Origin of the sequence: Stenotrophomonas daejeonensis (assembly GCF_001431505.1) — a bacterium.
Classification (GTDB): Bacteria; Pseudomonadota; Gammaproteobacteria; order Xanthomonadales; family Xanthomonadaceae; genus Stenotrophomonas; species Stenotrophomonas daejeonensis.
The window spans coordinates 37,879-53,639 of the sequence record NZ_LDJP01000029.1 but is presented as its reverse complement, the minus strand read 5'-3'; the positions used below and the strand labels follow the sequence as shown (position 1 = coordinate 53,639).

18 protein-coding genes and 7 tRNA genes are annotated in these 15,761 nt (G+C 68.0%); 15 read left to right on the top strand and 10 right to left on the bottom strand.

Going from position 1 to position 15,761, the window contains the following annotated elements; genetic code table 11:
• Positions 1-268 precede the first annotated feature (268 nt).
• A complete protein-coding gene (fdxA, locus tag ABB34_RS05670; RefSeq protein WP_057640281.1) occupies positions 269-592 on the top strand; it encodes a ferredoxin FdxA in 324 nt (107 codons plus the stop codon).
• A gap of 69 nt (positions 593-661) precedes the next feature.
• Here fdxA and ABB34_RS05665 read toward each other — a convergent pair whose 3' ends face one another.
• Positions 662-1,162 carry a hypothetical protein gene (locus ABB34_RS05665; RefSeq protein WP_057640280.1) on the bottom strand — a complete coding sequence of 167 codons (501 nt, stop codon included), beginning with the start codon at positions 1,160-1,162 and terminating at the stop codon, positions 662-664.
• 31 nt (positions 1,163-1,193) lie between these two features.
• Entirely contained in the window at positions 1,194-2,087 is an 894-nt protein-coding gene (dapA, locus tag ABB34_RS05660) for a 4-hydroxy-tetrahydrodipicolinate synthase (RefSeq protein ID WP_057640279.1), read from the bottom strand.
• 161 nt (positions 2,088-2,248) lie between these two features.
• On the opposite strand from dapA, the gene ABB34_RS05655 reads away from it, so the two are divergent.
• The 10 genes from ABB34_RS05655 to ABB34_RS05610 all read left to right on the top strand — a co-directional run bounded on the left by ABB34_RS05655 (position 2,249) and on the right by ABB34_RS05610 (position 8,277).
• Positions 2,249-2,809: a glycine cleavage system transcriptional repressor gene (locus ABB34_RS05655; RefSeq protein ID WP_057640278.1), complete on the top strand. Its 561-nt coding sequence runs from the start codon at positions 2,249-2,251 to the stop codon at positions 2,807-2,809.
• A gap of 80 nt (positions 2,810-2,889) precedes the next feature.
• Positions 2,890-3,369, top strand: coding sequence for a peroxiredoxin (locus tag ABB34_RS05650; RefSeq protein WP_057640277.1), 480 nt, complete (start codon positions 2,890-2,892; stop codon positions 3,367-3,369).
• An 81-nt stretch (positions 3,370-3,450) separates the two neighbouring features.
• A complete protein-coding gene (locus ABB34_RS05645) occupies positions 3,451-4,851 on the top strand; it encodes a PhoH family protein (protein WP_057640276.1) in 1,401 nt (466 codons plus the stop codon).
• Positions 4,852-4,879: 28 nt separating this feature from the next.
• A complete protein-coding gene (locus ABB34_RS05640; RefSeq protein ID WP_057640275.1) occupies positions 4,880-5,107 on the top strand; it encodes a PF20097 family protein in 228 nt (75 codons plus the stop codon).
• Positions 5,108-5,131: 24 nt separating this feature from the next.
• Positions 5,132-5,626 (top strand): hypothetical protein, encoded by a 495-nt coding sequence (locus ABB34_RS05635; RefSeq protein WP_057640274.1) that lies wholly within the window; start codon positions 5,132-5,134, stop codon positions 5,624-5,626.
• A gap of 18 nt (positions 5,627-5,644) precedes the next feature.
• Positions 5,645-6,319: a YoaK family protein gene (locus tag ABB34_RS05630; protein WP_057640273.1), complete on the top strand. Its 675-nt coding sequence runs from the start codon at positions 5,645-5,647 to the stop codon at positions 6,317-6,319.
• A 35-nt stretch (positions 6,320-6,354) separates the two neighbouring features.
• On the top strand, positions 6,355-7,173 hold the full coding sequence (gene thiD, locus ABB34_RS05625; protein ID WP_057640272.1) for a bifunctional hydroxymethylpyrimidine kinase/phosphomethylpyrimidine kinase: 819 nt from the start codon (positions 6,355-6,357) through the stop codon (positions 7,171-7,173).
• Complete coding sequence (locus ABB34_RS05620; RefSeq protein WP_057640271.1) at positions 7,170-8,033, top strand: alpha/beta hydrolase family protein; 864 nt, start codon at positions 7,170-7,172, stop codon at positions 8,031-8,033. Before thiD ends, ABB34_RS05620 begins: the two co-directional genes overlap by 4 nt.
• A gap of 40 nt (positions 8,034-8,073) precedes the next feature.
• Positions 8,074-8,150, top strand: a tRNA-Arg gene (locus ABB34_RS05615).
• Positions 8,151-8,200: 50 nt separating this feature from the next.
• Positions 8,201-8,277, top strand: a tRNA-Arg gene (locus ABB34_RS05610).
• 52 nt (positions 8,278-8,329) lie between these two features.
• On the opposite strand, the gene ABB34_RS15180 is transcribed toward ABB34_RS05610, so the two are convergent.
• Complete coding sequence (locus tag ABB34_RS15180) at positions 8,330-8,797, bottom strand: hypothetical protein (protein ID WP_161808897.1); 468 nt, start codon at positions 8,795-8,797, stop codon at positions 8,330-8,332.
• Between the two features lie 98 nt (positions 8,798-8,895).
• On the opposite strand from ABB34_RS15180, the gene ABB34_RS05605 reads away from it, so the two are divergent.
• From ABB34_RS05605 to ABB34_RS05590, 4 genes are all read left to right on the top strand, one after another.
• Positions 8,896-8,971: transfer RNA gene (locus ABB34_RS05605), tRNA-Ala, on the top strand.
• A gap of 52 nt (positions 8,972-9,023) precedes the next feature.
• Positions 9,024-9,099 (top strand) — tRNA-Glu (locus tag ABB34_RS05600).
• Positions 9,100-9,235: 136 nt separating this feature from the next.
• Positions 9,236-9,311: transfer RNA gene (locus ABB34_RS05595), tRNA-Ala, on the top strand.
• Between the two features lie 54 nt (positions 9,312-9,365).
• Positions 9,366-9,441: transfer RNA gene (locus ABB34_RS05590), tRNA-Glu, on the top strand.
• Between the two features lie 246 nt (positions 9,442-9,687).
• Here ABB34_RS05590 and ABB34_RS05585 read toward each other — a convergent pair.
• The 7 genes from ABB34_RS05585 to phaE form a co-directional block, all read right to left on the bottom strand.
• Positions 9,688-9,774 (bottom strand) — tRNA-Leu (locus ABB34_RS05585).
• A gap of 163 nt (positions 9,775-9,937) precedes the next feature.
• Entirely contained in the window at positions 9,938-12,295 is a 2,358-nt protein-coding gene (locus ABB34_RS05580) for a Tex family protein (RefSeq protein ID WP_057640270.1), read from the bottom strand.
• A 99-nt stretch (positions 12,296-12,394) separates the two neighbouring features.
• A complete protein-coding gene (locus tag ABB34_RS05575; RefSeq protein ID WP_057640269.1) occupies positions 12,395-12,610 on the bottom strand; it encodes a hypothetical protein in 216 nt (71 codons plus the stop codon).
• 231 nt (positions 12,611-12,841) lie between these two features.
• Entirely contained in the window at positions 12,842-13,303 is a 462-nt protein-coding gene (locus tag ABB34_RS05570) for a hypothetical protein (RefSeq protein ID WP_057640268.1), read from the bottom strand.
• Positions 13,304-13,311: 8 nt separating this feature from the next.
• Positions 13,312-13,671, bottom strand: a complete 360-nt coding sequence (locus ABB34_RS05565) for a YfeK family protein (protein ID WP_057640267.1) — start codon at positions 13,669-13,671, stop codon at positions 13,312-13,314.
• A complete protein-coding gene (locus ABB34_RS05560) occupies positions 13,668-14,735 on the bottom strand; it encodes a class III poly(R)-hydroxyalkanoic acid synthase subunit PhaC (protein ID WP_057640266.1) in 1,068 nt (355 codons plus the stop codon). The genes ABB34_RS05565 and ABB34_RS05560 overlap by 4 nt, the downstream gene beginning before the upstream one ends.
• On the bottom strand, positions 14,732-15,715 hold the full coding sequence (gene phaE, locus ABB34_RS05555) for a class III poly(R)-hydroxyalkanoic acid synthase subunit PhaE (protein ID WP_057640265.1): 984 nt from the start codon (positions 15,713-15,715) through the stop codon (positions 14,732-14,734). Before phaE ends, ABB34_RS05560 begins: the two co-directional genes overlap by 4 nt.
• Between the last annotated feature and the right edge of the window lie 46 nt (positions 15,716-15,761).

The window sequence follows — 15,761 nt, the reverse complement described above, 5'->3', positions numbered from 1 at the left end:
CACCCCGCATCCGCGGGGTTTTTTGTTGCCGCCGTCCATGGCGGCAACCCTCCGGGCCATCGACAAGCGATGTCAAAAACCGCTCCCGGCGGTTTTTTGTTGTCCGCATGAATCACTGCAGGAGCGACGCGAGTCGCGACCGAGCTTTCCCGGTGAAGCCTCGGTCGCGACTCGCGTCGCTCCTGCGGACGTACTCCGAATTGAGAATGCCTCCGCCCATCTTCTGCTTACTGCACTAGAATTGAGCGGTTCAAAGCCGGACCCCGTCATGCCTTTCGTCGTCACCGAAAACTGCATCAAGTGCAAGCACACCGATTGTGTCGAAGTCTGCCCCGTGGACTGTTTCCATGAAGGCCCCAACTTCCTCGTCATCGATCCGGACGAGTGCATCGACTGCACCCTGTGCGAGCCCGAATGCCCGGTCAACGCGATCTTCCCGGAAGACGACGTACCGGCCGGCCAGGAGGGTTTCGCCGCGTTGAACGCAGAGCTGTCCAAGGAGTGGCCGGTGCTGGCCGTGCGCAAGGACCCGCCGCCGGATGCCGCCGAGTGGGACGGCAAGCCGGACAAGCTCAAGCTGCTGGAGCGCTGATAGGCGGCAGGGCCGCAAACGAAAACGGGCGCCGCAAGGCGCCCGTTTCGCATCCGTGGCCGGCCGGCATCAGCCGCCGAGCCTGGCCTTCAGCGCGTCGACCAGCTTGACCGCCGCCGCATCCGTGGCCGGGATGCCACGCGGGTCCACCGCCGACACGTAGGCGCCGGCGTCCACGGCCACCACGCGCACCAGGAAATTGCTGCCTTCGTAGGCCACGTCATAGGAACCCAGCAGCTGCGCGCGGCTGGCGATGGTCACGCCATCGATGGCTTCCAGCGCAGTGCCGACCTTGCCGAACACCTCGTCGCGGCTGCCGCCGACGGTGAAGCCACCCTGCGCCGGTGCGGCCTGTGCCGCCGGGCGCGAGGCCGAGGCCAGCGCCGGCACCTGCGAGGCGCCGGCGGTGTTGGGCAGGTTCAGGTCCGGCGGCACTTCGAGCGGGCGCATTTCCGGCGCCAGCGCATAGTCGCCACGCGCGCCGCGGTGGCAGCCGGTGGCGGTGACCGTGGTGGCGATGGCAAGCAACGCCAGCGAAAGTGCGCGGACAGCGGTTCGGGAATGACGCATCGTGGATCTCCAGGTTCAGGCCACTGCAGATTCAGTGGCTGGATAGTGCTTCCAGCGCGTCCACCGCGGCCGCCAGGTGGTCGGCGGCGGCATGGTGCGCGTCGGAAAGGGACAGCAACGGCAACCGCAACCCGTGGCCGATGCCCAGCCGCTGCAGCAGCGCCTTCACCGGAATGGGGTTGGGCTCGACGCCACAGAAGTCATGGTACGGCTGCAGGCGTGCATCCCAGGCTTCGGCAGCACCATGGTCGCCGGCCCGGGCAAGGTCGCACAAGGTGCGGAACGTCCCCGGCAGGACGTTGGACCCCACCGAAACCAGGCCGTCGGCACCGGCCAGCAGCGCGCGCGCGGCGCTGCCGTCGTCGCCACTGAGGATGGCGAAGCCGTCGCCCTGCAAGGCCAGCAATGCCTTGAGCCGGGCCATGTCGCCGACCGCCTCCTTGATGCCGACGATGTTCGGGTGGCCGGCCAGTTCGGCCACGGTCTCCGGCAGCAGGTCGCACCCGGTGCGCGCCGGCACGTTGTAGAGCACCACCGGCAGGCCGCCCTGCTCGGCCACCGCCAGGTAATGCTGGCGCAGGCCCTGCTGGGTGGGGCGCACGTAGGGTGGCGTGACTACCAGGGCATGGCTGGCGCCATTGCGCGCGGCGCGGCGGGTCGCTTCGATGGTCCGGGCGGTGGCCGAGGCGCCGGTGCCGGCCATCACCGGCATGCGCCCGCCGAGCGTGGCCACGGCCGCGCGCAGCAGGGCGTCGTATTCCTCGTCGGCGAGCGCCGCCGCCTCACCGGTGGAACCGGCCACCACCACGCCCTGCACGCCTGCGGCCAGTTGCCGCGCCAGCAGGCGCTGCCATGCCTCGGCGTCGACCGTGCCATCGGCCCGGAAAGGTGTCGCCAAAGCGGTGATGAGGCCGGAAATGGACAAGGAGGCGCCGTTGCGGGTGGGGGCTGGAAAACCCGCGGAAACGCGGGTTCGTGACCGGCCGCATGTTACTTGCCGGTCGAAAGCACGGGCAAGTATGCTGGACGCCAGCGAGCGCGCCGCCGTTGGCGTCGTTCAGACTCACAGCGCATCCCGGAACCGTCTTGACCAATACCACCCCGCGGCCGCAGCCGACCGAAAACCACCTCCTGATAAACGCCTACACGACGCATCCGGAGTCCCCCCTGCTGTCCGTCACCCGCCGCATCGCCGACAGCGGCTGCAACCTGGTCGACGCCCGGCTCTCCACCGTGGGCCGCGACGTCTCGGTCACCACGCTGGCCACCGGCTCGTGGGACGCGGTGGCCAAGCTGGAGGCGATGCTGGGCCGGCTGGAGCGCGAGGAAGGGCTGAAGCTGGTGTGGTACCGCACCGCGGCCAAGCAGGTGCAGTCCAACCTGCTGCCGTACATCGTCGAGGTCATCGCCGCCGACAAGCCCGGCATCCTGTTCCAGCTGGCCGACTTCTTCGACCGCCAGGGCATCACCATCGAGAACCTGCAGAGCACCCGCTACCAGGCGATGCAGACCGGGGCGGAAATGTTCTCGGCGCAGGTCACCATCGGCGTACCGGCGAACATGCACATCGCCGCGCTGCGCGACGACTTCCTCGAATTCTGCGACCACCTCAACCTGGACGCGATCATGGACCCGATGAAGTTCTAGAAGATATTCGCGCGCTCGTCACCGGCGCGCGGCGTTTCATGCAGTTGCAACCGGAACACCCCAGGCTCGGAAGACATCGGATGAACATCGGCGATACCCTGGACCGCACCACCCTCGACCTGCCGCTGGCGCTGTCCGGCGGCGACACCACCACCCTCGCCGCGCAGGCCGGCCACTGGCTGGTGCTGTACTTCTACCCGAAGGACAGCACCCCCGGCTGCACCACCGAGGGCATCGACTTCAACGCCCTGCTGCCGGCGTTCAAGCGCGCCGGCGCGCGGGTGTTCGGCGTCTCCCGCGACTCGGTGAAGTCGCACGACAACTTCTGCGCCAAACAGGGCTTCGGGTTCCCCCTCGTCAGCGATGCCGACGAGGCGCTGTGCACCGCCTTCGACGTCATCAGGATGAAGAACATGTACGGCAGGCAGGTGCGCGGCATCGAGCGCAGCACCTTCCTGATCGCGCCCGACGGCACGCTGGTGCAGGCGTGGCGCAAGGTCAAGGTCGCCGGCCATGCCGGGGCCGTGCTCGACGCGCTGCAGGCCGCACGCTCCAAGTGACATCCCCCGCTCCCCACCCACGCCATCGCCCTGCAGCGCAGGCGTGATGGCGCGTCCCTGTCCCGCCACCAGGAACCGACGATGACCCGAGGCAAGCGCATCTACGTGCTGGACACCAACGTGCTGATGCACGACCCCACCGCGCTGTTCAAGTTCGAGGAACACGACGTGCACCTGCCGATGCAGGTGATCGAGGAGCTGGACAACGGCAAGAAGGGCACTTCCGAAGCCAGCCGCAACGCGCGGCAGGTCAGCCGCTTCCTCAACGAACTGATCGAAGCGGCCGGCATCGGCAGCCTCGAACAGGGCATCCCGCTGGTGCGGCCGCAGGGCCTGCAGCTGCGCGGCGCGCAGAGCGCCGGCCGCCTGTACTTCCAGACCAGCCACTTCGATGCCGGCAAGAGCTTCGGCAAGGTCATCCCCGACAACGCCATCCTCGGCGCAATCCTGGCACTGAAGGAAAAGAGCCCCGAAGTGCCGGTGGTGTTCGTCTCCAAGGACATCAACCTGCGGATCAAGGCCGCCATCGCCGGCATCGACTCGGAGGACTACGAGAACGACCGCGCGCTGGACGACTTCAGCCTGCTCTACACCGGCGCCACCCAACTGCACGAAGACTTCTGGAAGAAGCACGCCAGCGACCTGCGCAGTTGGAGCGACAAGGGCCGCAGCAACTACGAGATCCATGCCGCGGATGACGAGGAATGGTTCCCGAACCAGTATGTCTACCTGCCCGGCGAGGACGAGGTCGAACTGAGGGTTACCCGGGTGGAGGCCGATGGCCGCGTCACCCTGGCGCTGGTGGACGACTTCCGCCACGGTTCGCATTCGGTATGGGGCATCACCGCGCGCAACCGCGAGCAGAACTTCGCGCTCAACGCCTTGATGGACCCGGAAATCGACTTCGTCACCCTGCTCGGCACCGCCGGCACCGGCAAGACCCTGCTGGCCCTGGCCGCCGGCCTGGCGCAGACGATGGACAGCCAGCGCTACCGCGAGATCATCATGACCCGCGCCACGGTCAGCGTCGGCGAGGACATCGGCTTCCTGCCCGGCACCGAGGAGGAAAAGATGACGCCGTGGATGGGGGCGCTCACCGACAACCTGGAAGTGCTCACCCACAACCAGGAAGGCGGCACCTGGGGCCGCCAGGCCACCAACGACCTGCTCGCCAGCCGCATCAAGATCCGCTCGCTGAACTTCATGCGCGGACGCACCTTCCTGTCGCGCTACCTGATCCTCGACGAGGCGCAGAACCTCACCCCGAAGCAGATGAAGACACTGATCACCCGCGCCGGCCCCGGCACCAAGATCGTCTGCCTCGGCAACGTCGAGCAGATCGACACGCCATACCTGACCGAAACCACCTCGGGCCTGACCTACGCGGTGGACCGCTTCAAGAGCTGGCCGCACAGCGCGCACATCACCCTGCGCCGCGGCGAGCGCTCGCGGCTGGCCGACTACGCCTCCGAAGTGCTGTAACTCCATCCTGCCCGAACGAGCCAACCCCATGCCTCGCCACGAAATCGAATGCAGCAAGTGCAATTCCCCGATGCAGCCCGGCTACCTGCTGGAAGAAGGCCACGGCAACGAACGCTCGATCACCGCCTGGGTCGAGGGACAGCCGCAGAAATCGTTCTGGATGGGGCTCAGGCCACCGCAGGAGAAACTGGAGACCTGCACCTGGCGCTGCATCCGCTGCGGTTATCTTGAAACCTACGCCCACGCCACCGCCTGATCCCCCTCCCTGCCTGGAGTTGCCGTGAAAGTCGTTCGCCTCCTGCCGTCGTTCGCAATCTGCCTGTTGGCGCTGGCCGCGTGCACGCCGGCCAACGTCAAGCCCGGCGCCCGCGTGTCGACCGCGCTCAAGGCCGGGCAGTCGTGGGTGGTCACCCGCCCGGTCGTCGCCGCACAGGTGCTCGACACCTGCTCGCGCGACAGCCCGGCGAAGCATGCCGACGGCATCGGCGGCTACTGGGCGCCGAGCCGCGCGCAGATCGACGAGCTGGAAAGCCGCCTGCCGCAACTGCAGCCGGCCATCGCCGAACCGGCGCAATCCGGCCGCCAGTACGTGGGCTTCGTGTCCGCCGGGCGCCAGCTGATCTACATCAACGCCTTCACCCTGCCTGACCACCAGAAGATCAACCCGGCGCGCGAGGCCGTGCGCGTCTGCGACGGCGGCGCAGGCTTCTGGGGCGCGGTGTACGACCCGCGCAGCGGCACGTTCTCCGACATCGCCCGCAACGGCGGTTTCTGAGGCGGGCGCGCGCGGCCGATGGGCATACAGCTTCCCCGCTGGGTATGGATCGGCGCGATCGCGCTGTCCTGCGTGGCCGGCATGGTCAACGTGGTCGGCTTCCTCGGTTTCGAGCACCAGGCCATCACCCACCTCACCGGCACCACCAGCCAGCTCGGCATGGCGCTGGTGCAGCGCGACTGGCGCAACGTCGGCCACCTGTGGGGCATCCTGATCGCGTTTTGCCTCGGCGCCACGCTCAGCGGCCTGATCGTGCAGGACGCCACCCTGCGGCTCGGCCGCCGCTACGGCGTGGTGCTGCTGCTCGTCTCGCTGTTGCTGCTGGTGTCGATCCCACTGTTCAAGCAGCAGCAGATATGGGGCGCGCTCGCCGCGGCGATGGCCTGCGGCCTGCAGAACGCGATGGCCACCACGTTCAGTGGCGCGGTGGTGCGCACCACCCACCTCAGCGGCATGTTCACCGACCTGGGCATCGGCCTGGGCCACCTGCTGCGCGGGCTGCCGCTGCCGATGAAGCGGCTCACCCTCAGCGGCCTGATCATCAGCGGCTTCCTCGCTGGCGGTGTCGGCGGCGCGTGGCTGTTCCTGCACTTCGGCTACGACGCCCTGCTGGCGCCGGCGCTGCTCACCGGCACCACCGGCGCCAGCTACATGGTCTACCGGCTGTCGCAGCGCCTGCGCGGGAACCGTTGACCGCAGCGCATTCCCAAACACGGCACAATCCGGCCATGACTGCTTCCACGCCCGTTTCCGCCCTGACCATCGCCGGTTCCGACTCGGGCGGCGGCGCCGGCATCCAGGCCGACCTCAAGGCCTTCGCCGCCCACCGCGTGCATGGCCTGTCGGCGATCGCCGCGCTCACCGCGCAGAACACCCGCGGCGTCACCGCCGTGCACGTGCCGCCGCTGGATTTCCTGCAGGCGCAGATCGACGCCTGCTTCGACGATTTCGACATCCATGCGGTCAAGCTGGGCATGCTGGCCAATGCCGAAGTGATCCACCTGGTCGCCGACGCACTGGAAAAACACCGTCCAGCGCAGGTCGTGCTGGACCCGGTGATGGTCGCCACCAGCGGCGCCAGGCTGCTGGAAGACAGCGCCCTGCGCGCATTGCGCGAGCGCCTGCTACCGCTGGCCACCCTGCTCACGCCGAATACGCCGGAAGCCGAACTGCTGCTCGGCCGCTCCATCGGCAACGCCGCCGAGGCCGAGGAGGCCGCCACCGCGCTGCTCGACCTCGGCGCCGGCGCGGTGCTGCTCAAGGGCGGCCACCTGCACGAAGGCCCGCGCGTGATCGACCGCTATTTCGACGGCGTCACCGGCGAGGAATTCAGCCATGTCCGCCTGCCACTGGATGCGCATGGCACCGGCTGCACGCTGGCATCGGCGATCGCCGCGCAACTGTGTCGCGGCCTGTCCCTGCCCAACGCCTGCGAAGCGGCCATCGACTACGTGGCGCGCGGCCTGCGCGGCGGCTACCGGCCCGGGCGCGGCGGAGTCATGGTGCTCGACCATTTCGGCGCGGCCCACGCCGACCACGCCGGATGAATGATTCCATCCACCACGTGCTCACCACCGCGGACGGGCACCGTTTCGAACTGCTCCGGCATGTGCCGGCAGATCCCGTGGCTACGCTGTTGTGGCTGCCGGCATTGGGCGTGGCCGCGCGCCATTACCAGGGCTTCGCCGAAGCGTTGGCAGCGCGCGGCATCGCCGTGTTCGTGCACGAATGGCGCGGCAACGGCAGCAGCAGCCTGCGCGCCGGCCGTGCACAGGACTGGGGGTATCGCGAACTGCTGCAATACGACCTGCCGGCCGCGATGGACGCGGTACGCGCCGCCTTCCCCGATCTCCCGCTGCAACTGGGCGGGCACAGCCTCGGCGGCCAACTGGCGTGCTGCCACGCCGGCCTGCATCCGGACGAAGTGCAGGGACTGTGGCTGGTTGCCAGCGGCACGCCGTGGTGGCGCGGCTTTCCGGCACCGCGCCGCTACCTGTTGCCGTTGGCCTATCGCTTCCTGCCGTGGCTGGCCCGCCGTTGCGGCGCCCTGCCCGGCCGCCGCGTGGGATTCGGCGGCAGCGAAGCGCGCGGCCTGATCCGCGACTGGGCCCGCGTCGGCCTGTGCGGCCGCTATGCCGCCGCCGGCCTGCCCGTCGACCTGGAAGCGGCGATGGGCAGGCTCGATGTTCCGGCGACGGCGTTGCTGTTCGACGCCGACTGGCTGGCCCCGCCCGGTTCGATGCGCCATCTGCTCGACAAGATGCCGATGGCGGAGAGCACATTGCGGGTCATGAGCGCACGCGAACTGGGCACCCATGCCGATCATTTCAGCTGGATGAAATCGCCTGTCGCCGTGGCAGATGCGTTGCTTGCGCAGGCATTACGGAAAATTTCACAAAAGCGTTGACGCACTGCCGCGACATCCGCATAATTCCGCTCCTGACAGCGCGCCCGTAGCTCAGTTGGATAGAGTACCTGGCTACGAACCAGGCGGTCGGGAGTTCGAATCTCTCCGGGCGCACCATCTTGAACATCGCAATGCGGCGTTCAATGTCAGGACAATCAAGTTGACATGCGCCCGTAGCTCAGTTGGATAGAGTACCTGGCTACGAACCAGGCGGTCGGGAGTTCGAATCTCTCCGGGCGCACCATCTTGAAAAGAAACAGCAGGCATTGCCTGCTGTTTTTTTATGCCCGCCATCCTCACCAGCAGGCGTCGTGGACACGGTTGTCCCAGTGGCTGGAAAGTTTGAAGCCACGCTTCAATCCCGCCTTCCGGTACGCGGCGTCACGACCGGCTTTTGCCTTCTCGCAGGCATCGGGCGGTGGCCTGCGGACGGAAGCAGGTTCGCGTCTTCGGGTCCGCCTGTTTCCCGAGCCATCGACCGCCGCATCACGCGTCGGGGTTGCGGCAACCACCGGCGATGCTGCCGGCTCGGCGGCAACCTCCCAGCTCTTTTCCGTCACGCCCATGCAAGGCATCGACTGGTACGCCACCGCGCCATCATCCACGCACTTGAACACCTGCTGCGCGGGCACCGGCGAAACCATCGCCAGCAGCAGGACACCCATGCCTCGAAGCAATGTCATCCCCGTTCCTTCCATCGCACCGGCAGGCACGATGCTTCGGCTCTCCGCTCCGCGCCATCGGTGAAACAAGTCGCCCTGCATCGGGTATTTCCCCGTATGCACGGACCTGAATATTTTTTTTCACGAACTGCTTGCCAGAAAAAAATGCCGCCGCTATCATTCCGCTCCTCGGCAACATCGGGGCCATAGCTCAGCTGGGAGAGCGCCTGCATGGCATGCAGGAGGTCAGCGGTTCGATCCCGCTTGGCTCCACCACTTCCGAACATCAGGCCGTTCGGAATGCCGGAAAAAACTTGATGATTTACGCGTCCCCATCGTCTAGAGGCCTAGGACATCACCCTTTCACGGTGGCGACCGGGGTTCGAATCCCCGTGGGGACGCCATTCATCGAAATCGAAGACCCAGTACCAGCGGGTCTTTTTTGTTGGAAATCGCCCTCTTCCAATGTGGCGAGGAAAGCTGAAAACAGCTTCCCATCCAGCAGGAAGCCCGATAGAATGCCGGGCTCGACAGAAATACGGGGCCATAGCTCAGCTGGGAGAGCGCCTGCATGGCATGCAGGAGGTCAGCGGTTCGATCCCGCTTGGCTCCACCACTTTTTCGGACATCAGGCCGTCCGGGCAAGTTAAAAACCTGATGAAGTTTACGCGTCCCCATCGTCTAGAGGCCTAGGACATCACCCTTTCACGGTGGCGACCGGGGTTCGAATCCCCGTGGGGACGCCATTTCAAGTTCGAGAAAGCCCCGCGCATGCGGGGCTTTTTTGTGTTCTTCAACCATCAGGGAAAGCCCATCTCTGCATGCAGGCTTCTCGTAGATGCGGGGCTTGCCCCGCATGGGGCATTACCGGGAAAAGCCCTGTGCCGGGCAAGCCCGACACCTACGCTGAGCCACACCCGCAATCGGGATGCCCTTGGCCGGTACAAAGCAAGAAAGCCGGGCATCGCTGCCCGGCTTTCCGCATGTGCTGCTGGTGCCGAAGGTGGGACTCGAACCCACACGCTTTTAAGGGCGGCGGATTTTGAGTCCGCTGCGTCTACCGATTCCGCCACTTCGGCTGGCAGGGGCGGAAGTATAGCGGACGGTGTTGCCGATGGGCAGGGGTTTTCACGCTCTTCGTGCGGGAAACGCTACCCGTTGAATCGTGCAGGAGAAGCGACTCCCGCCGATGTGGAAAGGCCCTGCATTGCAGGGCCTTCCGGGTGATCCATTGCTGGGCCATCAACCGCCGCGCTTGGCACGCGCGAAGGCTTCGGCAAGCGCGTTGTTCGCCGGCGGCGCCGCGGCGCCGGGACGACCCGCAGCGGGCCGGGCATTGCGGTTGCCGCCATCGCGGCGTGCGCCGCTGCCCTGCCCCGCACGTTCGCCGCGCTCGGAACGCGCGGCCGGCGCCGGGCTGTCGTCCAGCCGGCGGGTCAGCGCGATGCGCTTGCGGGCGACGTCCACCTCCAGCACCTTCACCTTCACGATGTCGCCGGCCTTGACCACGTCGCGCGGGTCCTTGACGAAGGTGTCCGACAGCGCGGAGATGTGGATCAGCCCATCCTGGTGCACGCCGATGTCGACGAAGGCACCGAATGCGGCGACGTTGCTGACCACGCCTTCCAGCACCATGCCCTCGCGCAGGTCCTTGATGTCCTCCACGCCGTCGGCGAAGCGTGCCGCCTTGAACTCGGGGCGCGGGTCGCGGCCGGGCTTTTCCAGTTCCTTGAGGATGTCGCGCACGGTCGGCACGCCGAACGTCTCGTCGGTGAACTGCTCGGCCTTCAACCCGCGCAGGTAGCTGCCGTCGCCGAGCAGCGTCTTGATCGGCCGCTGCGCGGCGGCGACGATGCGCTCGACCACCGGGTAGGCTTCCGGGTGCACGGCCGAGGCGTCCAGCGGCTCGTCGCCGTCGGCGATGCGCAGGAAGCCGGCGCATTGCTCGAAGGTCTTGTCGCCGAGGCGCGGCACTTTCAGCAGCTCCTTGCGGCGCTTGAACGGGCCGTTCTCGTCGCGGTGGCGGACGATGTTCTCGGCCACGCTCGCCGACAGGCCGGATACGCGCGACAGCAGCGCCGCCGAGGCGGTGTTGACGAACACGCCGACCGCGTTCACGCAATCCTCCACGCGCGCGTCCAGCGCCCGCGCCAGACGGAACTGGTCGACGTCGTGCTGGTACTGGCCGACGCCAATCGCCTTCGGTTCGATCTTGACCAGCTCGGCCAGCGGGTCCTGCAGGCGCCGCGCGATCGACACCGCGCCACGCAGCGACACGTCGAGGTTCGGGAATTCCTTCGCCGCGAATTCGGAGGCCGAATACACCGAGGCGCCGGCCTCGCTGACCACGATCTTCTGCAGCTTCGGGTTGTCGCAGGCCTTGATGACCTCGCCGGCCAGCTTGTCGGTCTCGCGGCTGGCGGTGCCGTTGCCGATGGCGATCAGCTCCACGTCGTGCCTGGCGCACAGGTGCTTGAGCGTCTGCAGCGACTGTTCCCATTGCCGGCGGGGCTCGTGCGGGTAGATGGTTTCGGTGGCCAGCAGCTTGCCGGTGGCATCGACCACGGCGACCTTGCAGCCGGTGCGGATGCCGGGGTCGAGGCCGAGCACGGTCTTCGGGCCAGCCGGCGCGGCCAGCAGCAGGTCCTTGAGGTTGTCGCCGAACACGGCGATGGCCTCGGCCTCGGCCTTTTCGCGGGCCTGGTTGAACAGGTCCAGCAGCAGGTGCATGTGCAGCTTGGCGCGCCAGGTCAGGCGGCAGGCGTCGAGCAGCCAGCGGTCGGCGGCGCGGCCCTTGTCGGCGATGCCGGCCTTGAAGGCGACGCGGCCTTCGGCGTATTGGTGGCCGCTTTCGGCCTCGTTGCCGGGGTCGAGTTCGAGGAACAGGATTTCCTCGCGGCGGGCGCGGAACAGCGCCAGCAGCCGGTGCGAGGGAATCTTCGCCAGCGATTCGGCGTGCTCGAAGTAATCGCGGTACTTGGCGCCTTCGGTTTCCTTGCCTTCGGCGACGCGGGCGCGGATCACCCCAACCTCGCCCAGCCACTGGCGCAGTTCGCCGACCAGCGCGGCGTCCTCGCCCCAGCGCTCCATCAGGATCGCGCGCGCGCCTTCCAGCGCGGCCTTGGCATCGGCCACGCCCTTTTCGGCATCGACGAAGCTAGCGGCGAAGGCCTGCGGATCGAGCGCCGGATCGGCCAGCAGGCCGTCGGCCAGCGGCTCCAGCCCGGCCTCGCGGGCGATCTGCGCGCGGGTGCGGCGCTTGGGCTTGTACGGCAGGTACAGGTCTTCCAGCCGGCTCTTGGTGTCGGCGGCGAGGATGTCGCCGCGCAGCTCGTCGCTGAGCTTGCCCTGCTCTTCGATGCTGGCCAGCACCGCGGCGCGGCGCTCTTCCAGTTCGCGCAGGTAGGTCAGGCGCACTTCCAGGTTGCGCAGCTGGGTGTCGTCCAGCCCGCCGGTGACTTCCTTGCGGTAGCGGGCGATGAACGGGACGCTGGCGCCCTCGTCCAGCAGCGCGATGGCGGCCTTGGCCTGTGCGGGCTGGGCGCCGATCTCCTCGGCGATGGTCTGCGCGATCTGCTGCGCGAGCTTGGTGTCTTGCATTGCCTGCTGCGATTCACACGATGGTGGAATGCCGCATTCTGGCAATGCCGGCGCATGGGCGGTAGCCGTTGACAGCGCCGCCCGGACGTGGCCGCGGGTTCAGCCCAGGTGGCGGCTCAGGTGCTGCAGGGCGATGTCCTCGCGCAGGTTTTCCAGCACCATCACCCGCATGCGGCCGCGGCCGCCGGTGTCCAGCATGCGCTCGACGTAGATTTCCGGGCCGTTGTCGGTATCCATGCGGGTCTTGCTGAAGCCATAGGGCACCACGCCCTTGTCGCCGTCCTTGCTGCCACCGATGTAGAGAACGATTGCCATGACGGTGGGTACTCCTTGCGTACTCGTAACGGCGCTACTTTAGGCGCGCGGGTGTTACCGCTTCGTTCAAGACAGGTTGAAATGCCGTGACCGAGGGAGGGCACTCGGGCGACGGGCGCGGGCAGGACCCCATGCGGGGCAAGGCCCGCACCTACAAGATGCTCCGTAGGTACCGGGCTTGCCCGGTACAGGGCTTCACCGGGAAAGCCCCATGCGGGGCAAGCCCCGCATCTACGGCCACCAGCCGCGCCCCTGCAACGCATAGCGGTCGGCGGCCCGCTCGAACGGATTGCGCACGCTGACGCCGCCGCACAGCAGGTAGACCGGCAGGAACAGCGGCCCCAGCACCAAGTACTGGAACACGTGCGCGCGCTCGTGGTCGCGCAGGCTGATGCGCGGGTGCCGGCAACGGCCGGCGCGGTGCTCGTAGGTATGGCAAGGCACGTCCAGGGTCGCGCCGGTGTGCAGGATCACCATGCCCAGCGTGACCGCCCCGCCCGGCCCCCACGGCCAGTGGTGGAACACCCAGGCGAAGTCCCGGCCGCTCCACCGCGGCCGCGCGCCCATCGGCATGCCCGCCAGCCCGGCCAGCAGACCGGCCAAGGTGTTGGGCGACGTCCAGAGCGCGCCCAGCAGGCGTGCGGCGGACAATGCCCGTCGGCCCGTTGGTGACTGCCCGGTCCCTTTCCGCATGGGTGCGCTCAGTGTCCGCGCAGCCCTGCCAGCTGCTGCCGGAACCACGGCGCCGCATCCTGCTCGGATCGGCCCGGGCAGGCCACCCGGTAGGGCTTGCCGCTCAGGCTGCTCCGCGATGCCGCGTTGTCGATGAACTGCTCGGCACTACCAGCCAGTTCGCGCTTGCGCAGGTAGTCGTACTTGCGCTGCAGGTGGGCACGCGCCTCGGCCGCGCCATGCCAGCGGCCATTGCGCTGGAAACGGCAGCCGGACTGCTCCAGTACCTGCATCAGCCCCGCGATCTCGCGCTGCGCCGTCGTGCCGGGCGCAGCCAGCGCCGGCATGGCCGCCGCGAGCAGCACGGCGAGCGGCAGCAGGCGCTTCATGCGCGCGCGCTCAACCAGCCGTGGATCGCGGATGGCACTTCGCGTTGCGCGCGGCCGGAGACGTAGATGCCGATGTGGCCGCCACGGAACCCCAGCTCGCTGTAGTCGTCGCTGCCGACCAGCCCGCGCAGTGCGCGCGATGCGGCCGGCGGCACCAGGTGGTCCTGCTCGGCATAGATGTTGAGCAGCGGCATCGTCAGCCGGCGCAGGTCCACCGGCTCGTCGCCGATGCGGATGCGGCCGTGCACCAGGCCGTTGTCCTGGTAGAACTGCTTGACGAACTGGCGGAAGGCCTCGCCGGCCAGGTCGGGGGAGTCGAAGATCCACTTTTCCATGCGCAGGAAGTCTTCCAGCGCCTGCCGGTCGTCGAGGATGTCCATCAGCCCCACGTATTTCTGCACGTTCAGGCGGAACGGCTTGAGCATCAGGTAGCTGGCGTTCATCAGGTCGGCCGGGATGTTGCCCAGCGTGTCGACGAACAGGTCCACGTCCACGTGCCGCGCCCAGTGCGAGAGCATGTTGTCCGGCGTGTGGAAATCCACCGGCGCCACCATCGTGACCAGGTTGCGCACCTTGTGCGGGCGCAGCGCGGCGTAGCACAGCGAGAACACGCCGCCCTGGCAGATGCCCAGCAGGTTGACCGGCGCGCCGCCGTGCTGCGCGCGCAGGTGCTCCACCGCGCCATCGACGTAGCGCAGCAGGTAGTCCTCCAGCGTGAGGTAGCGCTCGGAACGGTCCGGGTAGCCCCAGTCCAGCACGTACACGTCCTGCCCGGAGGCCAGCAGCTTCTGCACCAGCGAACGACCGTCCTGCAGGTCCACCATGTAGGGGCGGTTGACCAGCGCGTAGACGATCAGCAGCGGCGGCTGCCCGTTGCTGGCGCCGTCGCCGACGAAGCGGTACAGCTTGACCTTGCCGTCGCTCCAGACTTCCCGCCGCTCGGTGACGCCGTAATCGACGTCGGCCACGCCGGGCAGCAGCTTCAGGCCGTCGGCGAGCTTGCGCTGCCATTGCAGTGTTTCCTGCATCAGGTCGTCGGCGCCGAACCCCAGCGGACCCTTCATGCCTTGCTCCTGCCACGCGGCGGAGCCTTTTTCGCCGCGGCCCTGGCCGGCTTCGGGGCCGCCTTCTTCTTCGGCGCAGGCGTGGTTTTTTCCGGCCCGGGCGTCGCCGGCCGGGCGGTGCCGGCGGCCATCCGCCGCAGCAGCCGTTCCAGTTCGGCGATGCGGCGATGGGCGGCATCCATTTCGGTGCGGGTCGGCACGCCCAGCAACTCGCAGGCGCGCTCCAGTTCGTGCCGGGTCGCCGCCTGCAACCGCATCTGCGCGTTGGCCAGATCGGCGTAGATGCGCTGGAAATCCTCGGACAGCGCGACCGTCGCGTAGGCCTCTTCGGCCGCGTCGATCCACAGGTCGAACATCGCGCGGGCGCTGGTCAGCTGGTTGCCCGGCGCCTCGTGCCCGGCCAGCTTGGCCTCGAAACGGTGGAAGGCGTCGTCGAGCGCGCCACGGATCGCGGCGACGTAGCGCTCCATCTGCAACTGGTGGTCGCGCTGCAGCTTCGCCAGCGCCTGCCAGCGCACCTGGTGCTCGCGCGCCGGGCCGAACACCGGCGCATTCAGCCAGTCGGCATGGCCGAAGCCGGACTGGACGGCATGGGCGACGTCGCGCAGCCACGGCTGGTCGGTTACCGCGCTGCCGCCGCGCGCGGCGTCGAGCATCCAGCGCAGCATCGCATCGCCCTGCGCTTCCACCGCCTCGCGCCAGGCGCCGGCCACCTCGGCGGCGCTGCTGTCGCGGCCGGCGAAACCGGCGGCGACCTGCTGCATCGTGCCCAGCCAGTCACCGGCCTGGTGCTGGAAGCGCGCGCCCAGTTCCTGCACCTGCGCGGACGCATCGGTGCCGAGCAGCTGCGCCCATCGTTCCAGGCTTTCCCGCCACGGGAAGCTGGCGGTGCCGCCGGTCGGGTTCATGGCCTGCTGCCAGCCTTCCCAGCAGCGCCGCAGGCTGGCTTCAAAATCGTTGTCGCCACCATCGTTCACCATCGCCGCCCCCCGTTCGTACCCATTGCGGCAGGATCATAGCAACCGC

Coding starts and splice junctions, on each gene's coding strand:
- fdxA (WP_057640281.1), top strand. CDS start 269: ATGCCTTTCGTCGTCACCGAAAACTGCATCAAGTGCAAGCACACCGAT.
- ABB34_RS05665 (WP_057640280.1), bottom strand. CDS start 1,162: ATGCGTCATTCCCGAACCGCTGTCCGCGCACTTTCGCTGGCGTTGCTT.
- ABB34_RS05650 (WP_057640277.1), top strand. CDS start 2,890: ATGAACATCGGCGATACCCTGGACCGCACCACCCTCGACCTGCCGCTG.
- ABB34_RS05645 (WP_057640276.1), top strand. CDS start 3,451: ATGACCCGAGGCAAGCGCATCTACGTGCTGGACACCAACGTGCTGATG.
- ABB34_RS05640 (WP_057640275.1), top strand. CDS start 4,880: ATGCCTCGCCACGAAATCGAATGCAGCAAGTGCAATTCCCCGATGCAG.
- ABB34_RS05630 (WP_057640273.1), top strand. CDS start 5,645: ATGGGCATACAGCTTCCCCGCTGGGTATGGATCGGCGCGATCGCGCTG.
- thiD (WP_057640272.1), top strand. CDS start 6,355: ATGACTGCTTCCACGCCCGTTTCCGCCCTGACCATCGCCGGTTCCGAC.
- ABB34_RS05620 (WP_057640271.1), top strand. CDS start 7,170: ATGAATGATTCCATCCACCACGTGCTCACCACCGCGGACGGGCACCGT.
- ABB34_RS15180 (WP_161808897.1), bottom strand. CDS start 8,797: ATGCAGGGCGACTTGTTTCACCGATGGCGCGGAGCGGAGAGCCGAAGC.
- ABB34_RS05580 (WP_057640270.1), bottom strand. CDS start 12,295: ATGCAAGACACCAAGCTCGCGCAGCAGATCGCGCAGACCATCGCCGAG.
- ABB34_RS05575 (WP_057640269.1), bottom strand. CDS start 12,610: ATGGCAATCGTTCTCTACATCGGTGGCAGCAAGGACGGCGACAAGGGC.
- ABB34_RS05570 (WP_057640268.1), bottom strand. CDS start 13,303: ATGCGGAAAGGGACCGGGCAGTCACCAACGGGCCGACGGGCATTGTCC.
- ABB34_RS05565 (WP_057640267.1), bottom strand. CDS start 13,671: ATGAAGCGCCTGCTGCCGCTCGCCGTGCTGCTCGCGGCGGCCATGCCG.
- ABB34_RS05560 (WP_057640266.1), bottom strand. CDS start 14,735: ATGAAGGGTCCGCTGGGGTTCGGCGCCGACGACCTGATGCAGGAAACA.
- phaE (WP_057640265.1), bottom strand. CDS start 15,715: ATGGTGAACGATGGTGGCGACAACGATTTTGAAGCCAGCCTGCGGCGC.